This window comes from Brevibacterium iodinum ATCC 49514, from assembly GCF_900169265.1.
Taxonomy (GTDB): Bacteria; Actinomycetota; Actinomycetes; order Actinomycetales; family Brevibacteriaceae; genus Brevibacterium; species Brevibacterium iodinum.
The window spans coordinates 513,038-527,920 of the sequence record NZ_FXYX01000001.1; the positions used below are offsets into that span (position 1 = coordinate 513,038).

13 protein-coding genes and 1 tRNA gene are annotated in these 14,883 nt (G+C 65.4%); 9 read left to right on the forward strand and 5 right to left on the reverse strand.

The features are described from left to right. The first annotated feature begins 192 nt into the window (after nucleotides 1-192). Nucleotides 193-855, forward strand: a complete 663-nt coding sequence (locus tag BI49514_RS02340) for a TetR/AcrR family transcriptional regulator (protein WP_257904106.1) — start codon at nucleotides 193-195, stop codon at nucleotides 853-855. A gap of 69 nt (nucleotides 856-924) precedes the next feature. Continuing rightward, nucleotides 925-1,941, forward strand: a complete 1,017-nt coding sequence (locus tag BI49514_RS02345; RefSeq protein WP_101544100.1) for a hypothetical protein — start codon at nucleotides 925-927, stop codon at nucleotides 1,939-1,941. A gap of 15 nt (nucleotides 1,942-1,956) precedes the next feature. Here BI49514_RS02345 and BI49514_RS02350 read toward each other — a convergent pair whose 3' ends face one another. Beyond that, entirely contained in the window at nucleotides 1,957-3,105 is a 1,149-nt protein-coding gene (locus BI49514_RS02350) for a C45 family autoproteolytic acyltransferase/hydrolase (protein ID WP_101543879.1), read from the reverse strand. Nucleotides 3,106-3,199: 94 nt separating this feature from the next. Further along, on the reverse strand, nucleotides 3,200-4,297 hold the full coding sequence (locus BI49514_RS02355) for an MBL fold metallo-hydrolase (RefSeq protein WP_101543881.1): 1,098 nt from the start codon (nucleotides 4,295-4,297) through the stop codon (nucleotides 3,200-3,202). A 96-nt stretch (nucleotides 4,298-4,393) separates the two neighbouring features. Between BI49514_RS02355 and BI49514_RS02360 the strand changes: the two genes are divergently transcribed. Both BI49514_RS02360 and BI49514_RS02365 read left to right on the forward strand, forming a co-directional pair. Beyond that, on the forward strand, nucleotides 4,394-4,630 hold the full coding sequence (locus tag BI49514_RS02360; RefSeq protein WP_145996174.1) for a hypothetical protein: 237 nt from the start codon (nucleotides 4,394-4,396) through the stop codon (nucleotides 4,628-4,630). Beyond that, nucleotides 4,609-6,036, forward strand: a complete 1,428-nt coding sequence (locus BI49514_RS02365) for an APC family permease (protein WP_101543885.1) — start codon at nucleotides 4,609-4,611, stop codon at nucleotides 6,034-6,036. The genes BI49514_RS02360 and BI49514_RS02365 overlap by 22 nt, the downstream gene beginning before the upstream one ends. 310 nt (nucleotides 6,037-6,346) lie before the next feature. Here the strand turns inward: BI49514_RS02365 and BI49514_RS02370 are convergent. Both BI49514_RS02370 and BI49514_RS02375 read right to left on the reverse strand, forming a co-directional pair. Beyond that, nucleotides 6,347-6,437, reverse strand: a tRNA-Ser gene (locus tag BI49514_RS02370). Nucleotides 6,438-6,557: 120 nt separating this feature from the next. After that, complete coding sequence (locus tag BI49514_RS02375) at nucleotides 6,558-9,080, reverse strand: maltokinase N-terminal cap-like domain-containing protein (protein ID WP_101543886.1); 2,523 nt, start codon at nucleotides 9,078-9,080, stop codon at nucleotides 6,558-6,560. 264 nt (nucleotides 9,081-9,344) lie between these two features. Here BI49514_RS02375 and ilvA point away from each other — a divergent pair, with 264 nt between their 5' ends. The 5 genes from ilvA to BI49514_RS02400 all read left to right on the forward strand — a co-directional run bounded on the left by ilvA (nucleotide 9,345) and on the right by BI49514_RS02400 (nucleotide 13,851). Further along, complete coding sequence (gene ilvA, locus BI49514_RS02380) at nucleotides 9,345-10,616, forward strand: threonine ammonia-lyase IlvA (protein WP_167444039.1); 1,272 nt, start codon at nucleotides 9,345-9,347, stop codon at nucleotides 10,614-10,616. A gap of 216 nt (nucleotides 10,617-10,832) precedes the next feature. Further along, nucleotides 10,833-11,837, forward strand: coding sequence for an NAD(P)H-quinone oxidoreductase (locus BI49514_RS02385; protein ID WP_101543890.1), 1,005 nt, complete (start codon nucleotides 10,833-10,835; stop codon nucleotides 11,835-11,837). A 3-nt stretch (nucleotides 11,838-11,840) separates the two neighbouring features. After that, nucleotides 11,841-12,446, forward strand: a complete 606-nt coding sequence (locus tag BI49514_RS02390; RefSeq protein ID WP_101543892.1) for a proteasome activator — start codon at nucleotides 11,841-11,843, stop codon at nucleotides 12,444-12,446. Then, nucleotides 12,443-13,012 (forward strand): hypothetical protein, encoded by a 570-nt coding sequence (locus BI49514_RS02395; RefSeq protein WP_101543894.1) that lies wholly within the window; start codon nucleotides 12,443-12,445, stop codon nucleotides 13,010-13,012. Before BI49514_RS02390 ends, BI49514_RS02395 begins: the two co-directional genes overlap by 4 nt. Next, the gene (locus BI49514_RS02400; protein ID WP_101543895.1) at nucleotides 13,009-13,851 is read left to right on the forward strand and encodes an HAD family hydrolase; all 843 of its coding nucleotides are present in this window, start codon (nucleotides 13,009-13,011) and stop codon (nucleotides 13,849-13,851) included. Before BI49514_RS02395 ends, BI49514_RS02400 begins: the two co-directional genes overlap by 4 nt. Nucleotides 13,852-13,920: 69 nt before the next feature. On the opposite strand, the gene BI49514_RS02405 is transcribed toward BI49514_RS02400, so the two are convergent. Then, nucleotides 13,921-14,781: an HAD family hydrolase gene (locus BI49514_RS02405; protein ID WP_244195235.1), complete on the reverse strand. Its 861-nt coding sequence runs from the start codon at nucleotides 14,779-14,781 to the stop codon at nucleotides 13,921-13,923. Between the last annotated feature and the right edge of the window lie 102 nt (nucleotides 14,782-14,883).

Consider the following 14,883-nt stretch of genomic DNA (forward strand, 5'->3'; position numbering starts at 1 on the left):
TACAAAAGTGTATTGGATACAGTGTTGTATTGTTGTGCACTGCCCACATTCCACGCAAATGGATCCCAGGTTGAGCGGGGATTCCCATGAGATGCTCAGGCGCCTCGCTCTCCGCCCCTCCGTCGCTGCCGGCTCCGATGCCGGCGCAGACGACTGCACCACCTTGGCCATCGCCGACCCCACTGCAACGAAATGACGATGAACACAGACGAACTCAGCCCGCGCAGACGCCAGACCCGCTCCACCCTCGTTCAGGCCGGCATCTCGGTCTTCGCCTTGCGCGGCATCGACGGCGCCTCGATCGAGGAGATCTGCGAGGCCGGAGGCCTGACCCGTGGGGCGTTCTATTCGAACTTTTCCAGCCGTGACGATCTGGTGCTCGCGATCATCGAGATGCGCATCTCGGAGAATCTCGATCGCCTCGATGCCACGATCCAGCGGTGGTCCGAGCAGCTCATGGCCACAGCCGAGGCGCCGGAGATCAAAGCCCTGATGACGCAGTTCATCGACGATGTCTTCAATGAGAAGAAGCAGACCGTGGCCGAGACGATCACGGAACAGGAGATCGAGCTCTACTGTCTGCGGGTCCCACATCTCCATGCGCGCTATGTCGAGCTCAACGCCACTCAGCTCGACCGGTTGGCCGCCCTCGTGACCACGGCCCTCGACGTCGCCGGGGCGACGACGAAGCAGCCGCTCGGCGACTTCCTCACGATCATCATCTCGGTGTTCAACCGGATCGCCCTGTCTGCCGCGGCCGGCAAGGCGATGGACGAGCACGTCGCCATCGATCCGAGCCTCATCGTCGAGGTCCTCATGTACCTCATCGACTTCCGCCCCGACAGCGATGGCTGAACGAGTCTGCCCCTATCACGAGGCCTGAACGCGCTCGACGAATCGGCTCAAGGCACTAAGGTGGAGGCCGTGAATGAACTCCAGCGCGAATTTACTGCTTTCATCAACAATATGGACGTCCGCCTCGGCGCGTTCGTCCTCGCCGACCTCCCCGAGACCTTCGAGAAGGAGGACGGGGAGACCGTGAAGTTCCCGAAGGACTTCGGGCCGCAGTCACTGCCGATGCTCGAACTCTTCGTGCTCTCGAAGTTCCCCTCCACCGAGGAGATCCTCAAACCAGAGCACCGACGCTTCTTCGAAGGACTCATCCGCTACCTCGGCGAAACCTACCTGCGCGCGATCGGCGGGGTCTGGGACCACGATGAGATGACGGGCAACGGCATGCCCTTCATCCGCCCCGACAACGCCGAGGGTCCGGCCGCCGGTGAACCGATCCCGCTCGTGGGGATCGTCCTGGCTGCCGTCGATCAGCGCAGCGCTGAAGTCTTCACCGCTGTGCTCAACAAGGCACGGGAGCTCCTCGGCGGGGACGGAAAACCCCGCCGCCGGTGCACGGGACTGTCCCTCGGAGTGCTCAATGAGGAGAACTCGAGCGAGGAAGAGGTCGAATTCCTCTCCCGTTTCATCGGCACCGTCGAACCGGGCATCGCCGCCTGGACCCAGGAGCAGGCCGATCCCGCCTCGTGGGGATTCGACCGGGAGAGCCTGGCTCGCCTGGGCAAGCAGGTCGCGGTCCGCTACGACGGACCCGACGATATGATCGCCGAGGACGAGACCCCCTTCACCGCCGGCGCCATGCGCTTCATCGGCGAGACGGTGCGCCGCATCGCGATCGGCCAGTGGCGCTACGGGGCCGGGCTCGAAGCCGATGATCCGCGCAGCAAGCAGCCGTTCATCCGCTTCGTCATCGGCGACCAGAATCTCGATCTCGTGCCGTGGCGGCTCATCCAGGCAGCACTGGAGAACGATGATGCGATCGCGTCTGCCCTTGACGCGGTCATCGAGATGCGCGAGCAGGAAGCCGCCGAGGCGGACGAGAGTTCCGATGATTCCGCCAGTGCGGCGGACGGAGCAGACGAGGACTGAGCGACCGCCGCCGGTTCAGAGTTGGAAGCAGCGGTTTCCGTGCAGACCGTCGGCCGGTGACCCGGGTGCGAGGTCGATCTGTTTGCGGGCGGGATCGATGCGCACGCTGACCAGGGTCGCCGAACGATCCCCGTAGGCGGCGCCGGGCGCCGGAGTGCAGCACACAGGCGCGTCTCCCGGTCCCGTCGTCAGCAGTTTCGTCAGGTCTCCGACCGTGACGGCCCTGCCGCCGCGCGCCAGCGCACGTTCGGCTTCGAAGCGCACGACCGCCTCGGCGAGGTGACGGTAACGTTCCTGCGAGGTCGAATCGGGGCGCAGCTCGAGCGCACCGTCGAGCAGATCGGGGTGCAGGAAATGGTTCGTGTGGATGAGGAACCCGGACTCCCCCGTCTCCCCGTCGGCCCCACTGCCCGCGCGGGCCCGTCGCTCGCGCTTGTGTGCACCGGCGATCTCGACCTGGACGGCCGCCTCGGCGGTGATGACGGTGATGATCGACGACGATGAGGTCGGGGCTGAGTCGATGATCTCGAGCGCCTCGGCGAGGGTGCCCGCTTCGGCCAGGACCCGGGCGAGGATCATGTGGATGGGCACTCCCCCGGCCGTGTCGCCGGTGTGCTTGAGGATGTTGAGCAGGACCCCTACGCCGGCCTCGTTGAGACCGATCTTGCCGAGCATTCCGAACTCGGCGATGCCCACATGCCGGTGCTGCCCGGGCACGGCACCGACGTCGTTGAAGTGCCACAGAGTGGAGAAGTCCGCCACCCAATCCCAGTTCTGCGCGGCCACGGAGGCGCCCGGGCTGGTGTGGCTCACGGTCGAGCATTCGGTCGGCGCGGCCGGTGCCTGGGTCATGATCTCGGTCCGGGCGACGATCTCCATGAGCTCCGTGACGTCGATGCCGGCGCCTGCGGCCACGGCAACGACTTCCTCAGCCCCGGTCGGCCACCATTGCTGGAGTCGCTGCCAACTCGACGTTGCTGCCGAGTGCACAGCCGCCTCGGCGATGGACAGGTGCGAGAAGTAGCGCCGATACGCGACCAGGGTGGAGGCGATTCCCGTGCGCAGCTCCTCGCCACGGCGGTGACCGCGTTCGATGTGGTCGCTCGCATGGACGGCGAAGGTCACGGGCCGCACCTCGGCGGCGGGAACGAATTCTGTGCTCATGCTGGTTCCTCCTTGCTGTCTCTCTTCTTCAGGCCGGGCCCGGCTCAGCTTTCTTTGGCCGGACCCGGTTCAGTTTCTTGCGGCCGGGCCCGGCTCAGTCCTTGCCGACGAGAGAGCCGACGCCGATGTCGATACCGAGATAATGCATGTGCGCGGCGGTTTCGGCAAGGGCGGCGAAGAGGTTGAAGTTGTGCAGGCTCTCGAAGCCGCGGGACCAATGCAGGCCCGCCGCGATCGAGTAGACGCTGTGGTCGTCGGTGGCCTCCATGCGGGCGCGGATCTCGCCGAGGCGCTCGTGATGGTGTTCGACGAGTTCGACCTTGCGATCATGGAGTCCGGTGAAGCGGAAGCCGTGGGCCGGCAGCACCGCTACGTCCTCGTCGAGCTCGCCGATCTTCTCCAGCGAGCGCAGATAGTCGCCGAGGCTGTGCGTGATCGCCCCGGAATCGAGGCCGATGTTCGGGGTGATCGTCGGCAGCACATGGTCACCGGAGAAGAACAGTTTGTCCTCGTCGCGGACGAACGCCGAGTGCCCGTAGGTGTGTCCCGGCGTCCACATGGCCGTTACCCGACCCTCGTCGAGCGGGAGCTCTGTGCCGTCATCGAGGACGTGGATGTTCTCGGGCAGCCGGCTCATCGCCTGTCTGTACAGGCTCATCGAGTTGCTCTCCGACCCGCCCTTGCTCGATCCGACCTTGTTCGATCCGACTTGGAGGCTTTCGACTTCGGCCCAGCGATCCTCGGGGACTCCGTAGGCGCGGGCGATGTTGAGGTTAGGGTCGATGCCGGTGCCGAGGTCGACGGCGTTAGTGTAGAAGCGCTTGATCGCGCGCAGGTCCTCACCGTGCATGGCGACCCAGGCGTCGGGGTTCTTCGCGAGGAGTGCGGGCACGAGCCCGATGTGGTCCCGATGATAGTGGGTGATCGCGATTCCGTGGATATCGGCGACCGTGAAGCCGAGGTCGTTAAGCGCCGAGGTGAGCGCCAGGTACTGATCCTTGCCGTCCCAGCCCGGGTCGATGAGGACGACGCCGGAGCCGTCGGCGAGAGCATAGCAGTAGGTGTAGACGAGAGGGTTGTTGGGGATCGGGACCGGGAGGGCCCAGACGCCGTCGGCGACCTGTTCGACCGGAGGCAGGACTCGATCCTTCCATGCCGCCGACTGCCTGGAACTGAGTGTTTCGATCGCCATACTTCTCTCACACCTCTCGTGGGGCCACATTGTCCGTTGACTGCAATCTACTCTGTTTCGCGTCGGCACTGACGGTTCGTTCGATAACTGGTCATCGTGATGCCCGCCGGGACTACCGATATCGTTGCTGAATTTGACGATTTTCATCGGAAAGGTCACGATCTCACACTGATATCCGTCCCGATCCTCGGCAATGGTTTCGTTTTCAGTACCTTGGGCGTTAAGATCATGACGCACATCACTTCCGGGCCGGTCATCGATGGCGACGTCGACGGCGCGGTGGGCGGCAAATCTCATTGGGGAGGATTGATATGGCTGCCTCTGGCTCACTGAAGCGCAACCTCGGGCTGTGGTCCATCGTCGGACTCGGGCTCGGGTATATGACGCCGACGGTCGTCTTCGACACCTTCGGAATCGTCTCGGAGCAGACGAATGGAGCTGTTCCAGCGGCGTATCTCGTTGCTCTCATCGTCATGATCTTTACGGCTTTCAGCTACGGCAAGATGGTCAAGGTCTTCCCCACCGCGGGTTCGGCCTATACCTATACGCGGGAGACGATGTCACCGGGGCTCGGCTTCCTCGTCGGGTGGACCTCCCTCCTGGACTATCTGCTGCTGCCGATGGTCAACTGCCTCATCATCCGGCTCTACATGGAGTCGATGATCCCCGATGCACCCCCATGGGTGTGGGTCATCGTCTATACGATCGTCACGACCGGCATCGTCCTGTCCTCGATGCGGGGAACGGCGAACATCAACGGCGTCCTCCTCATCTTTGCGGTCGTGCTCGTCGCCACGTTCTGCGTGCTCGCCGTCATGCAGCTCAACGCCGGCGAAGGGGCCGGAGTCGTCTTCAGTCCGGAGCCGTTCATCCATGAGGGCGTCCACCTCGGCGCGGTTCTCACCGGTGCGACCGTCGTGTGCTTCTCGTTCATCGGTTTCGATGCGGTGACGATGTACACGAACGAGGCGAAGCACGTCAGCCTGATGCCGAAGGCGATCATGCTCACCGTTCTCGCCGGCGGTCTCATCTTCCTCGTCGCCGGCTATTTCGCGCAGCTGCTCTTCCCCGACAATTCGCAGTTCTCCATCGTCGACGATCCGCTGCCGGAGATCGGCATGATCACCGGCGGCCACGTGTTCCAGCTGTTCTTCGTGGCTGCGGCATTCGCTGCGACCGCCGCCTCGGGGCTGGCCTCGCATGCGTCGGTGTCGCGGATGATGCTCGTAATGGGCCGCAACGGGGTGCTGCCGCGCAGGGCCTTCGGATACATCAACCCGAAGACGCACACTCCGGTGTTCAATATCGTGCTCGTCGGTGCGGTGTGCCTGCTGGCGATGTCGTTCAGCCTCGAACTCATCTCGGCGCTCATCAACTTCGGTGCGCTCATCGCCTTCACCTTCGTCAACCTCACGGTCATTGCGCACTACGCCTTCCGGACCAAACAGGTCAAGGACTTCAAGTCGGCGTTCACCTACGTCGTGATGCCAGCTGTCGGCGCGATCCTCACAGGAGTCCTGTGGGTCAGCCTGCACGGGACCGCGCTCATCGGCGGCCTCGTGTGGCTGGCGATCGGGATCGTGTACCTGGCCGTGCTGACCCGCGGATTCAAGCGCTCGGTGCGGAGCTTCGACGACCCCGAGGCCGACGCCGAGATGTCCGAACCAGAGGCGCCCGAGGCTGGCGAGGGCGCTAGGACGCCCGAGACTCCCGGCCCAGGAGCACCGGTCCGCGACTGAGGCCGCGGCGCAGGCTTACTTGACCGGCGAGAGCCCGCGGAGGAACTCGACCGCGCACAACACGAGCGCGGCAAGATCGGCTGTGAGGAGCAGCAGCGGCAGCGCTAAGACCGTCGTTCAAGCGCTGCATCGCTGAAATCCCGTCGTTCAAGGCGAAGCGCGGTTATCGGTAGGTCTGCCTAGCGAAAAGCGCGCTCAGCCTTGAACGAGCGGAAGTGGAGGATTCGCCGCGCGTGGTGAAGCGCCGTAATGAGCATGTGAAAGCCCCTGAGCTCTTCGTTGTTGACGAAGAGCTCAGGGGCTTCTCCCTTGGCGGAAGCGGTGGGATTCGAACCCACGGTGCGGGGTTGCCGCACAACGGTTTTCAAGACCGTCTCCTTCGGCCGCTCGGACACGCTTCCCTCGGTTCTTCCATGCCTGACAGCGATGGAGCGAACCCGGCCTGCTCGACGCGAGGTCGAGCCACCATAGTTTCTCACAACCGCAACAGCATCTGCCAATTGGCAGTTCAGGAGAGGCGCTCAGTCCTTCTTGCGCTTCTTCATCCGGTTCCGCTTACGCTCGGTGCCCAGGAGGTCGTCGAACACGGACCCGCCGGCAGGCTTCGAATCATCCCGGGACTTGTCCGTTGATTCGTCGAGCCGTGCCGCGGAATCGTCGCGACTCTTGTCCGGCCGCTCGGATATCTGCTCGCCGAATGTTCCGCGGTCGCCGCCGGAGTCCTGCGAACGCTCGCTCCACGTATGGCCGAGCTTCGGTGCGCCCTTCGGCTTGGTCGGCTGCGATTCGCGTCCGGTGCTGTCGGCGTCCTCCGAGGTGGCGCCGCGCGCAGCGAACGAAGCCGGGACTCTTCGGACCGGAGCTTCCGATTCTTCCTCGTCGACGAATTCTTCGTCTTCAGCAGGAGCTGGAGCGCCTTCGGGCGCATCGATCTGGGGCGAGACCACGGTGGAGTCCTCGACATCGTCGATGTCGGGATCCGCGACCGCGTCAACGGTGTTCTCCGCGGTATCGGCGACTTCGACCTCGTCGACACCGGGGGCGCCGGCTTCGGACTCATTGGTCACGGAACCATCGGCTTCGGGTTCACCAGCTTCGGATTTGTTAGTTGCCAAGTCATCGGCGTGCGAGTCCTCGGCGTCCGAGTTCGCGATCGCGGCCGCGACGGCGCCAGAGGTGCCGCGGGGTGCGGCAGCGACCGATTCCGAATCGGCGGCGGTCGCCTCGTCGGCTGCAGGTGCCACGGCGAACGAGTCACTCGACTCAGACCCCGCGTCCGAGCCCTCGGCGGCCGCATCCGAGTCCTCGGCAACAGCAGCACCGACTGCGTCGCCGGATGCAGGGGAGCCCTCGGCTGCTTCGGACTCCGCCTCGGCGGATTCGGCCCAGCTGGGACGAGTCTCGGCGGCCTCCTCGGTGCGGGACGGCTTGCCCTTGAGCACGAGGGTGAGCGTGGCCAGCGGCACGGACAGCCAGTTCGGGCGGTTGCGCAGCTCGGTGACGACCTCGACGAGAAGCCGGTCGACCAGCGCTGCTCGCAGCACGGGATCACTCAGCCCGATGCTGTCGCCGCGTGCGCGCGAATATCCGGACAGCAGCGAGTTCTGCACCTGCGAGGCCCAGAGGTATTCGGGCGAATCGAAGATCGTGCGCAGCGCTCCCGGATCATTGCCGAAGCCGCTGACGACCAGTGAGCCGTCCTCGGAGTCGAGCGCATCGGTGCGCTGCAGGCGGGCGAATCCGGCAGCGTAGTCGATGCTGCGCAGCAGAGCCACGAGGTCGAAGGCGGCGGGCTTGGGGTCCGAGTCCGTCGAGTCCGTGAACTTCACGACCGAATAGCCGTCAGTGGAAGAGCTGACCACATGGTCGAGCGTCAGCTCGCCATGGATCTTCTGCAGGGTGCCGATGGTCTCGAGGCTCTGCAGCCGGGCACGGTGGCCGCGCAGCTCCGGCACCAGCGAATCCAGGGCCAGGGGTGCCCGACCCAGCGCCCAGTCGATGCGTTCGACCCACTTCTGCACCAGCTGCTTCGTCGGCTCTCCTGCGCCTTCGACGACTCCGAACTCGGCGGCCATGTCGGTGTGGAGTTCGCCGATGCGCCGACCCATCTCCGCCGCGTGGGCGTTGTAGGCACCGATCGAACCGGAGTCGACGGCGCAGACCGTGTTCACGGCTTCTCGCCATGCGGGTTCGGCATCGACATCGACGTGGGAGAGCAGCGCCATCGGCGCCTCCATCTCCTGGACCTCGAACATGTCGTACCAGCGACCCGAACCCCAGCCGATGACCTCGGGCACGCTGCGCGAACCCGCCTCGGTGAGCAGAACCGGAATCGTCAGCGACGACGGCATACCGTTCTCGAGAACGCGGAAGAACGAGAGCTCCAGCGGCTCGTATTCGTCGTGGATGATGACGGTGGACTTGTGCTGTCCGGAGTCCGAGACCTCGATCGGGCGGATCTCGACGGGCATGACGTCCTCCGCCCCCACCGTGAGGTCACCGATCGATGGCTTCGGTGGGACCGCCTCGGCGGCGGTGTTCGTCGATCCATTCGCCGAGGCGGTCGACCCGTTCGCGGTCACGGGGAACGGCATCGGCGCACGGCCCCGGGCCTCGGCCTTCTCCTGGCTGTGGCGCAGGGATTCGGTGGACAGCTGCCCGCCGTCGAAGACCTTGCGCTTCGTGATCGCGTCGGCCATGAGGTTGACGAAGACGGGATCGGCGGCGCCGTCGTAGACGTAGACAGTGCCGAGCGCGAGGTCGTCGACGCGGCCGATCAGGGCGTGGCGCAGGTGCATGTCCTCGGCGCCGCGCAGGGTCAGGGGGATGTTGAGGCGACGCAGGGTGGGGCCGTCGCCGACGGAAATGACAGTCACGAGACCGGCGAAGCCGCCGAGCTCCTCGGCGGTGTAAGTGAACGCGCGGGCCACCGACATGGGGGTGATATCGGGGTCGGTCCCGAAATCTGCTGCGAGCTTGGGGAACCACGGCTGTCGGGGTATCCAGCTGGCTAACAGTTGTTCGAGCTCACTGCTGATGGCCATGACGTCTCCTAGAAGGGATTACGGGCATCCTCCATCCAATCATGATATGGGGTATTCGCGGTCCAGGGCGCACCCGAAACCCAGAAGTCGGGAGCCGAATCACGGGGTGGGTACGGGTGTGAGCGGGGACGGGACGGGTACGCGGCGGTCATAGCGGGGCGGGCCGGGGCGGATTCTCATCGGCCCCGCGGCTGTCCTCATATCGATACGAGTTGCCAAATGGCAAGACAAAGGGCGCACAATAGTCTGGTGGTTGAAACAGACATGACTCCCCAGAAGCTCACACTCGCCGGCGAGGTCGAGGCCGCTGCGCTGCGAATTTCCGATTCCGTCATCCTGTCGCCACTTCAGATCTGCGAGCGGTTGACGACCGCGACCGGTTCCACGGTCTACCTCAAGCGCGAGGACCTGCAGATGGTGCGGTCCTACAAGATCCGCGGCGCCTTCAACTTCATGCTCCAGCTCGATGCCGACGAACGCACACGCGGTGTCGTCTGCGCCTCGGCGGGCAACCATGCCCAGGGCTTCGCCCGCGCCTGCAAGGAACTGGGCATCCAGGGCACGATCTTCGTACCGAAGACGACGCCGAAGCAGAAGATCGAACGCGTCCGTCACTTCGGCGGGGAGCAGGTGACGATCGAGATCGCCGGTTCCACCTACGACGACGCCTCGGCACTGGCGCACCGGTTCGCCGAACGCAATGAGGCACTCCTGGTTTCGGCCTTCGACGATATGCGCACCATCGCCGGTCAGGGCACCGTGGCCGCCGAGATCCACGCTCAGCTCGAGACCGACCCCGACTACATCATCGTGCCCGTCGGCGGAGGCGGAGTGCTCGCGGGAATCGCCGCCTATGCGGCCGAACGGATGCCGAACACGAAGGTCATCGGCGCCGAACCCGCCGGAGCCGCCTCGATGATCGCAGCGCTCAAGGCCGGCCACCCCGTGACCTTGGAGAACATCGACCGTTTCGCCGACGGCACCGCTGTGCGCCGGGCCGGCAACCTCACCTATGACGTCATCGCCGACCTCGGCCTCGACATCCGCCCCGTCGCCGAGGGCGCGGTGGCCACCGAGATGCTCGATATGTACCAGGTCGACGGCATCATCGCCGAGCCCTCCGGCGCCCTGGCCTCGGCCGGGATCGGCGGCCCGGACTCGGACAAGCCGATCGCGATCGAACCCGGGTCGACCGTGGTGTGCCTGGTCTCCGGCGGCAACAACGACATCTCCCGCTACCCGGAGATCCTCGAACGCTCACTCGTCCACGAAGGCCTCAAGCACTACTTCATCGTCGACTTCCCGCAGGAGCCCGGCGCCCTGCGCCGATTCCTCAACGAGGTGCTCGGGCCCGAGGACGACATCGCGATGTTCGAGTACGTCAAACGCTCCGACCGGGAGACCGGACCGGCGTTCGTCGGCATCCAGCTCGGCTATGCCGAAGACCTGCCGAACCTGCTCGAGCGGATGGAGGCCTCGAATATCGAGGTCGAGCGAGTCCACCAGAACTCGCCGATGTTCCGCCTCTTCGCCTGAGCGGTTTCGCTGCCGAATTTAGGTCGCTGTCGGATACTTCTGAGCTCCAGAAGTATCCGACAGCGACCTACATTCGAGGGCCAGTATCCGATAGCGACCCGAATTCGAGCCGTGCAGCATCCTGTGCCGCCCTGCCTCATCCCGAGCGGCCCTCCACCGAACCCCACCTCGCGGATGCCCCTGCCCACTCGCGCACCCAGCTACTAGAGTGGATGTATGCGCGCTATCACGATCACCTTCCCCGGTGAGCCCGAGGTCCTGCAGGTCACCGACGAACCCACGCCAGACATCGCCGCCGATGAAGTCCTCGTCCGCGTCCATGCCGCCGGCGTCAACAGGGCCGACTTGCTGCAGCGTCGCGGATTCTACGATCCCCCACCAGGGGCCACCGAGATTCCCGGCCTCGAGCTTTCCGGCACGATCGAAAAGCTCGGCGCCGACGTCACCGGCTGGTCCGTCGGCGACAGGGTGGCGGCTCTGCTCTCCGGCGGCGGATACGCCGAATACGTGCCCGTTCCCGCAGGTCAGCTGCTTCCCGTCCCCGCCGGCTTCGACCTCACCGAGGCGGCCGCCCTGCCCGAGGTGTTGTCGACCGTCTGGTCCAACATCGTCGGACGCGGACAGGTGCAGGCAGGCGAATGGCTGCTCGTCCACGGCGGCGGCTCCGGAATCGGCACGGCCGCGATCCAGATCGCGCGCCACCTCGGCGTGCAGATCGTCGTGACCGTCGGCTCCGAGAAGAAGGCCGAATTCTGCCGCGAACTCGGTGCCGATGCCGTCATCAACTACCGCGACGAGGACTTCGTCGAACGCGTCCACGAGATCTGCGTCCACGACGACGGGACGACCGGTGCCGATGTCATCCTGGACATCATCGGCGCGAAGTACCTCGAACGAAACCTCAAGGCGCTGAACACCGACGGGCGTCTCGTCATCATCGGCATGCAGGGCGGAACGAAGACCGAGATCAACCTCGGCTGGCTCATGCAGCCGCGCAAGTCGGTCTCCGCCACGACCCTGCGGGCACGACCGAAGGAACAGAAGATCGAGATCGTCGCCGAGGTGGCCGACCAGCTGTGGCCGGCCGTGATCGCCGGTGACATCCGCCCGATCATCCACGAGACCGTGCCGCTGTCCGAAGCCGCCCGAGCCCATCAGATCCTCGAGGACGGAGCGAACATCGGCAAGGTGCTGCTCATCGTCGATGAGGAAGGTGCATGACCAATGACTGAGACTCCCGAGCCCGCGGACGATGTCCAGAACTCCGCGGGTGAGACGAGCGCCGCGGACGCAGCGAACGCCGACAGTGTGGGGAATGCTGACGGTGTGGCGAACGACGACGAGTTGCGGACCGGCCTCGCCAAGGCGCAGCACGATCAGGCGGATGTCTCGTCACCGGCGAAGGTGATGCGCATCGGCACCATGGTCAAGCAGCTGCTCGAGGAGGTCCGCGGCACCGAGCTCGACGAGAAGGGCCGCGAGCGCCTCGCCGAGATCCACCGCCGCTCCATCGACGAACTCGAAGATGGGCTGTCGAAGGACCTCATCGAGGAGCTCGAGCGCCTCGATCTGCCCTTCGACTCGGCCGACGGTCCCCCGACGACCTCGGAGCTGCGGATCGCACAGGCTCAGCTCGTCGGTTGGTTAGAGGGTCTCTTCCACGGCATCCAGACCGCGATCATGGCTCAGCAGGCCATGGCCCAGCAGATGGCCGGTCGCGGCCAGCTGCCTCCGGGAGTGGTTCCGCCCGGCATGACGCCGGCTGACGGGCAGCCCGGCGAGAAGAAGAAGTCGGACCGCCATGATCCCGGCACCGGCAACTATCTGTGAAGCGCTTCTTCTCGGGCCTGCGCAAGAAGGCGCCGACCGCGGTCAAGGACGATGACCGGTTCGGCACCGGTCTGTGGCGGCACAACCGTGACCGCTTCATCCGCGCCGTCGACCGGTACTACACCACCGCGGTGGCCCTCCACGAAGCACGGGGCTCCGGTGACAGCACCACCTCGTCAGCCGCCTCGGCGGACCCATCCGACGGCGAGGCCACGGCCGCCTCGGCGAAAGATCCGATCGACGTCATCGTCGACGGCACCCACCGGCTCAACGCACTCGTCGATGTCGTCGACGACCTCACCGCGACCCTCCATGCCCGCTGTCCCGTCACCGGTCAGGTGGTGCCCGGGCCCGTTCGGCAGGCCGTCGGCGACGCACCGGAGCTGCTGACGAAGGCCTCGTCGAAGGTCGGCGAGGCGGTGCTCGCGGCGTCGATGGCACGGTCGGATGGCCCATCGGGACGGTCGATCGACTCGAGCGCGGAGGCGACGGTTCGGTTCATCACCGATGCCGAGGAGCTGCTGGAGCGAGCGCGGGAGATTCTCGCTAGGGTGGAGGCACCATGAGAACTCCGATCAGCCCCGATATCCTGCCGCCCTATGACTTCGACCTCGGCCTCGTCGCCAGCGATATCGACGGCACTCTGCTGCTGAACTGGAAGCCGATCTCGACGGCCACGATCGATGCGATCCACCGCTGTCAGGATGCGGGAATCCCCTTTGTGCTCGTCACCGGGAGGCCGATGCGGTGGTTGGCGCCGATCGCCGAGCAGATCCCCGACCTCGGACGGGTCGTCTGCCTCAATGGGGCAGTCGTCTACGACATCGCCTCTCAGTCCGTCATCGACGCCCACACCATCGACTCACAGACGCTGGCGGAGATCACGGCTGCGGTCCGGGTCGATCATCCCGATGCCCGGTTCGCCTACGAGACACTCAACGGCGGCTTCATCGATCGGGAGTTCGTCACCGGCCGACCCCGTGAGGCCCGGATCATCGACGATGTCTCCGAACTAGCCGGCGAAGACGTCGTCAAGGTGCTCGTGCGTCTGGCCACGAGCGATTCGCAGGCGATGCACGACCTCATCGATCCGCTCGTCGACGGCACCTGTCATGCCTCGTTCTCCGAGCCGGACAACGGTCTCGTCGAACTCGCGCCGTTCGGGATCACGAAGGCGAAGACGCTGTCGGATCTGTGCGACCACCTCGGGGTGGCACGCTCGCAGGTGATGGCGTTCGGGGATATGCCCAATGACATCGAGATGCTGTCCTGGGCCGGGCACGGGGTCGCGATGGGCAATGCGCTGGGATCGGTCAAGGCGATCGCCGCGGCCGTGACGGAGGCCGTCGACGACGACGGCGTCGCCCGCTACCTCGACGCAGTCTTGGACACCCGCCCCAACTGACCCTCTATTGCTACCTGACGGCGGCCCAGCTTCCTCGCGCGAGGTTGCTGGGCCGCCGTCGGGTAGTAATCAGGGGCGGGTGTTGGTGGTGCCCTCTGCTTCGAGGAGAGTCGTGTCGAGGCTGAAGTAGTCGACCAGTGCTACGGCCAGTCCGTCGTCGTCGACCGAATCGGTGACCACGCTCGCGAGCACCTTGAGTTCGTCCTTCGACTGCCCCATGACGATTCCGTGTTCGACCCATTCGATCATCTCGAGGTCGTTGAGTCCGTCTCCGGCACCCACAGTGTGGGCGTGCTTGACCCCGAGCTCCTCGGCCACGATCTCCAGACCGCTGGCCTTCGAGACCCCGTCCGGGGCGATGTCGAGCCAGTTGCTCCAGCCCACCGAATAGCTGACCTCATGCAGTCCGAGCGAGTCCACGGCGGCGGCGAACTCCTCGGCGGTGCCGTTGACCTCGCGCATGACGATGCGGGTAGCCTGCTTGGTCAGCAGCTCGTCGAAGTCGACGATGTCGAGGGTGTCGGATTCGGCGAGTTCGCCGACCGGGAACGCCCCGGACGCCCACCGGTGCAGGTCCGGATCCTCGACGAGGAACAGTGCCGTCGGCAGCGCCGCGTGCATCTGCTCGAGCGCATCCTTCGGGTCGAACGACACAACATGGTGCAGCTCCCACCCCAACGGCAGCTCCGGGTCGAGGCGGACGACGACCGATCCGTTCGAGCACACGATGAAGCCGTGTTTGAGGTCGAGCGCGTGGACGACCTCGAGCGCTCCCGGCAGGGCACGGCCGGTGGAGACCACGAGGTGGTGGCCATCCTCGGCGAGCCGATCGAGCACCTGCTTCACCGACTCCGACAGGGATCCGTCGTAGCCGACGATCGTGCCGTCGACATCGAGTGCGATGAGGTGCGGGGTCAATGTGTCTCCCAACGTATGCGTATATCTTCTTGTCGTCGTTCTTCCCGGCGCCGAGGCGACCGAACCCAACCGAATCCCGCTGAGTTCCGCCGCACGGTCAGTGCCCCGCGTCCC